This is a genomic window from Enterobacter sp. ZOR0014, from assembly GCF_000798855.1.
Classification (GTDB): Bacteria; Pseudomonadota; Gammaproteobacteria; order Enterobacterales; family Enterobacteriaceae; genus Enterobacter; species Enterobacter kobei.
In genome coordinates, this window is record NZ_JTLF01000323.1 from 1 (window position 1) to 4,398 (window position 4,398).

Annotated in this window: 3 protein-coding genes; all 3 read left to right on the top strand. The window is 50.4% G+C overall.

What is annotated here, in order from left to right; genetic code table 11:
- The first annotated feature begins 240 nt into the window (after positions 1-240).
- Positions 241-1,098 (top strand): formate transporter FocA, encoded by an 858-nt coding sequence (gene focA / locus L977_RS18385; RefSeq protein WP_032637072.1) that lies wholly within the window; start codon positions 241-243, stop codon positions 1,096-1,098.
- Between the two features lie 51 nt (positions 1,099-1,149).
- Positions 1,150-3,432 (top strand): formate C-acetyltransferase, encoded by a 2,283-nt coding sequence (pflB, locus tag L977_RS18390; protein WP_014883213.1) that lies wholly within the window; start codon positions 1,150-1,152, stop codon positions 3,430-3,432.
- 203 nt (positions 3,433-3,635) lie between these two features.
- Complete coding sequence (gene pflA / locus L977_RS18395) at positions 3,636-4,376, top strand: pyruvate formate lyase 1-activating protein (protein WP_014883212.1); 741 nt, start codon at positions 3,636-3,638, stop codon at positions 4,374-4,376.
- The last annotated feature ends 22 nt before the right edge of the window (positions 4,377-4,398 follow it).

Sequence of the window (4,398 nt, forward strand, 5' to 3'; positions counted from 1 at the left end):
TTTATGGTAAATACTCCATATTAATTAACTGTTTCGGAGGGGGCCGAACGAAATAATTCAACTCTTCTCATAACTTTTAAAATTTATTTTTATACGGATAATCAATTACTTACTCCGCATTTGCTGTAAAACCATACACACTGCGGGCCTATAAGCCAGGCGAGATATGATCTATATCAATTTCTCTTCTATAATGCTTTGTTAGTATCTCGTCGCCGACTTAATAAAGAGAGAGTTAGTGTGAAAGCTGACAACCCTTTTGATCTTTTACTCCCCGCCGCGATGGCAAAAGTTGCCGAAGAAGCGGGTGTCTATAAAGCAACGAAACACCCGATGAAGACGTTCTATCTGGCGATTACTGCTGGTGTGTTCATCTCAATCGCTTTCGTCTTCTACATCACCGCCACCACCGGTACTGCCGGAATGCCTTTCGGCATGGCCAAACTGATTGGCGGCATTTGCTTCTCACTGGGTCTGATTCTTTGCGTCATCTGCGGTGCCGACCTCTTCACCTCAACGGTGCTGATTGTCGTGGCAAAAGCCAGCGGAAGAATTACCTGGGGTCAACTGGCGCGCAACTGGCTTAACGTCTACGTTGGCAACCTGATTGGCTGTCTGCTCTTTGTTCTGTTGATGTGGCTTTCTGGCGAGTACATGACCGCCAACGGCGGCTGGGGGCTTAATGTCCTGCAAACCGCCGACCACAAAATGCACCACACATTTATCGAAGCCGTTGCTCTCGGCATCCTTGCAAACCTGATGGTCTGCCTGGCGGTCTGGATGAGCTATTCTGGTCGTAGCCTGATGGATAAAGCCATGATTATGGTTCTGCCGGTTGCGATGTTTGTTGCCAGCGGCTTTGAGCACAGTATTGCGAATATGTTCATGATCCCGATGGGGATTGTTATCCGCAACTTTGCAAGCCCGGAGTTCTGGACCGCAATTGGTTCATCCCCGGAAAGTTTCTCTCACCTGACTATTATGAATTTCATTACTGATAACCTGATCCCCGTCACTATCGGGAACATTATCGGTGGGGGTCTGTTAGTTGGGTTGACATACTGGGTCATTTACCTGCGTGGCGACGACCATCATTGATGGTTATCTCAGGCAGTAAATAAAAAATCCACTTAAGAAGGTAGGTGTTACATGTCCGAGCTTAATGAAAAGTTAGCCACAGCCTGGGAAGGTTTTGCGAAAGGTGACTGGCAGAATGAAGTCAACGTCCGTGACTTCATTCAGAAAAACTATACCCCGTATGAAGGTGACGAATCCTTCCTGGCTGGCGCAACTGACGCGACCACCAAGCTGTGGGACAGCGTAATGGAAGGCGTTAAACTGGAAAACCGCACTCACGCGCCAGTTGATTTTGACACCTCCGTTGCTTCCACCATCACTTCTCACGATGCTGGCTATATCAACAAAGCCCTTGAGAAAATCGTTGGTCTGCAGACTGAAGCACCACTGAAACGCGCAATCATCCCGTTCGGTGGTATCAAAATGGTTGAAGGTTCCTGCAAAGCGTATAACCGCGAGCTGGACCCAATGCTGAAAAAAATCTTCACCGAATACCGTAAAACCCACAACCAGGGTGTATTCGATGTTTACACCAAAGACATTCTGAACTGCCGTAAATCTGGCGTTCTGACTGGTCTGCCAGATGCGTATGGCCGTGGCCGTATCATTGGTGACTACCGTCGCGTTGCGCTGTACGGTATCGACTTCCTGATGAAAGACAAATACGCGCAGTTTGTTTCCCTGCAGTCTGACCTGGAAAACGGCGTAAACCTGGAAGCGACTATCCGTCTGCGTGAAGAAATTGCTGAACAGCACCGTGCGCTGGGTCAGATCAAAGAGATGGCAGCGAAATATGGCTGCGATATCTCTGGTCCTGCAACCAACGCCCAGGAAGCTATCCAGTGGACCTACTTCGGCTACCTGGCCGCTGTTAAGTCTCAGAATGGTGCAGCAATGTCCTTCGGCCGCGTATCCACCTTCCTGGATGCGTACATCGAACGTGACCTGAAAGCAGGTAAAATCACCGAGCAAGACGCTCAGGAAATGATTGACCACCTGGTCATGAAACTGCGTATGGTTCGCTTCCTGCGTACCCCAGAATACGATGAACTGTTCTCTGGCGACCCAATCTGGGCAACCGAATCTATCGGTGGTATGGGCGTTGACGGCCGTACGCTGGTCACCAAAAACAGCTTCCGCTTCCTGAACACCCTGTACACCATGGGCCCTTCTCCGGAGCCGAACATCACCGTTCTGTGGTCTGAAAAACTGCCTCTGAACTTCAAGAAATTCGCCGCTAAAGTGTCCATCGACACCTCTTCTCTGCAGTACGAGAACGATGACCTGATGCGTCCGGACTTCAACAACGACGATTACGCTATCGCTTGCTGCGTAAGCCCAATGGTTGTTGGTAAACAAATGCAGTTCTTCGGTGCGCGTGCAAACCTGGCGAAAACCATGCTGTACGCAATCAACGGCGGCGTTGATGAAAAACTGAAAATGCAGGTGGGTCCTAAGTCTGAGCCAATCAAAGGCGACGTTCTGAACTTCGATGAAGTGATGGAACGTATGGATCACTTCATGGACTGGCTGGCTAAACAGTACGTCACTGCGCTGAACGTTATCCACTACATGCACGACAAGTACAGCTACGAAGCCTCTCTGATGGCGCTGCACGACCGTGACGTTATCCGCACCATGGCGTGTGGTATCGCAGGTCTGTCCGTTGCTGCTGACTCCCTGTCTGCAATCAAATACGCGAAAGTTAAACCAATTCGTGACGAAGACGGCCTGGCTGTAGACTTCGAAATCGAAGGCGAATATCCGCAGTTCGGTAACAACGACTCTCGCGTTGATGACATGGCGGTTGACCTGGTAGAACGTTTCATGAAGAAAATTCAGAAACTGACTACCTACCGTAACGCTATCCCGACTCAGTCTGTTCTGACCATCACTTCTAACGTTGTGTATGGTAAGAAAACCGGTAACACCCCAGACGGTCGTCGTGCTGGCGCGCCATTCGGACCAGGTGCTAACCCAATGCACGGTCGTGACCAGAAAGGTGCGGTAGCCTCTCTGACCTCCGTTGCTAAACTGCCGTTTGCCTACGCGAAAGATGGTATCTCTTATACCTTCTCCATCGTGCCAAACGCGCTGGGTAAAGACGACGAAGTGCGTAAAACTAACCTCGCGGGTCTGATGGATGGTTACTTCCACCACGAAGCGTCCATCGAAGGTGGTCAGCACCTGAACGTGAACGTAATGAACCGTGAAATGCTGCTCGATGCGATGGAACACCCTGAGAAATATCCTCAGCTGACCATCCGTGTATCTGGCTACGCAGTACGTTTTAACTCCCTGACTAAAGAACAGCAGCAGGACGTTATCACCCGTACTTTCACTCAGTCCATGTAAGTGGAATTGACTGAAATCACGCGTTAAAAGGCGTACAATAAAGGCTCCACGCAAGTGGGGCCTTTTTAACACCCTCGCTTCATCAGTCTCTTTTGTCCGCTATCTATACTGAATGGATAACAGCCAAAACAGACTCGACATAGCCTTTGAGCTGTGCAACTACATAGGCCCCCGGATGGGCCAAATTCGGAGATCTCACCGCAATGTCAACTATTGGTCGCATTCACTCCTTTGAATCCTGTGGCACCGTCGATGGCCCGGGTATCCGCTTTATTACCTTCTTCCAGGGCTGCCTGATGCGCTGCCTGTACTGCCACAACCGCGACACGTGGGACACTCATGGTGGGAAAGAAGTCACCGTGGAAGATCTGATGAAAGAGGTGGTGACCTATCGCCACTTTATGAACGCGTCCGGCGGCGGCGTGACCGCATCCGGCGGCGAAGCCATTCTTCAGGCTGAATTTGTCCGCGACTGGTTCCGCGCCTGCCGCAAGGAAGGCATTCACACCTGTCTCGATACCAACGGCTTCGTGCGCCGCTACGATCCGGTTATTGATGAACTGCTCGAAGTGACCGATCTGGTGATGCTCGATCTCAAACAGATGAATGATGAGATCCACCAGAATCTGGTTGGCGTTTCCAACCACCGTACGCTGGAATTTGCGAAGTATATTGCCGACAAAGGCATCAAAACCTGGATCCGCTATGTTGTTGTTCCCGGCTGGTCAGATGACGACGACTCTGCGCACCGCCTGGGGGAATTTACCCGCGACATGGGCAACGTCGAGAAAATTGAGCTTCTGCCCTATCACGAACTTGGCAAACACAAATGGGTGGCGATGGGTGAAGAGTACAAACTTGATGGCGTGAAGCCACCGAAAAAAGAGACGATGGAGCGCGTGAAAGGTATTCTTGAGCAGTATGGCCACAAGGTCATGTATTAAAGAAAAGGCCCGGTGAGAACCG

Excerpts from the sequence above, each read along its gene's own strand:
- pflB (WP_014883213.1), top strand. The coding sequence starts at position 1,150 with ATGTCCGAGCTTAATGAAAAGTTAGCCACAGCCTGGGAAGGTTTTGCG.
- pflA (WP_014883212.1), top strand. The coding sequence starts at position 3,636 with ATGTCAACTATTGGTCGCATTCACTCCTTTGAATCCTGTGGCACCGTC.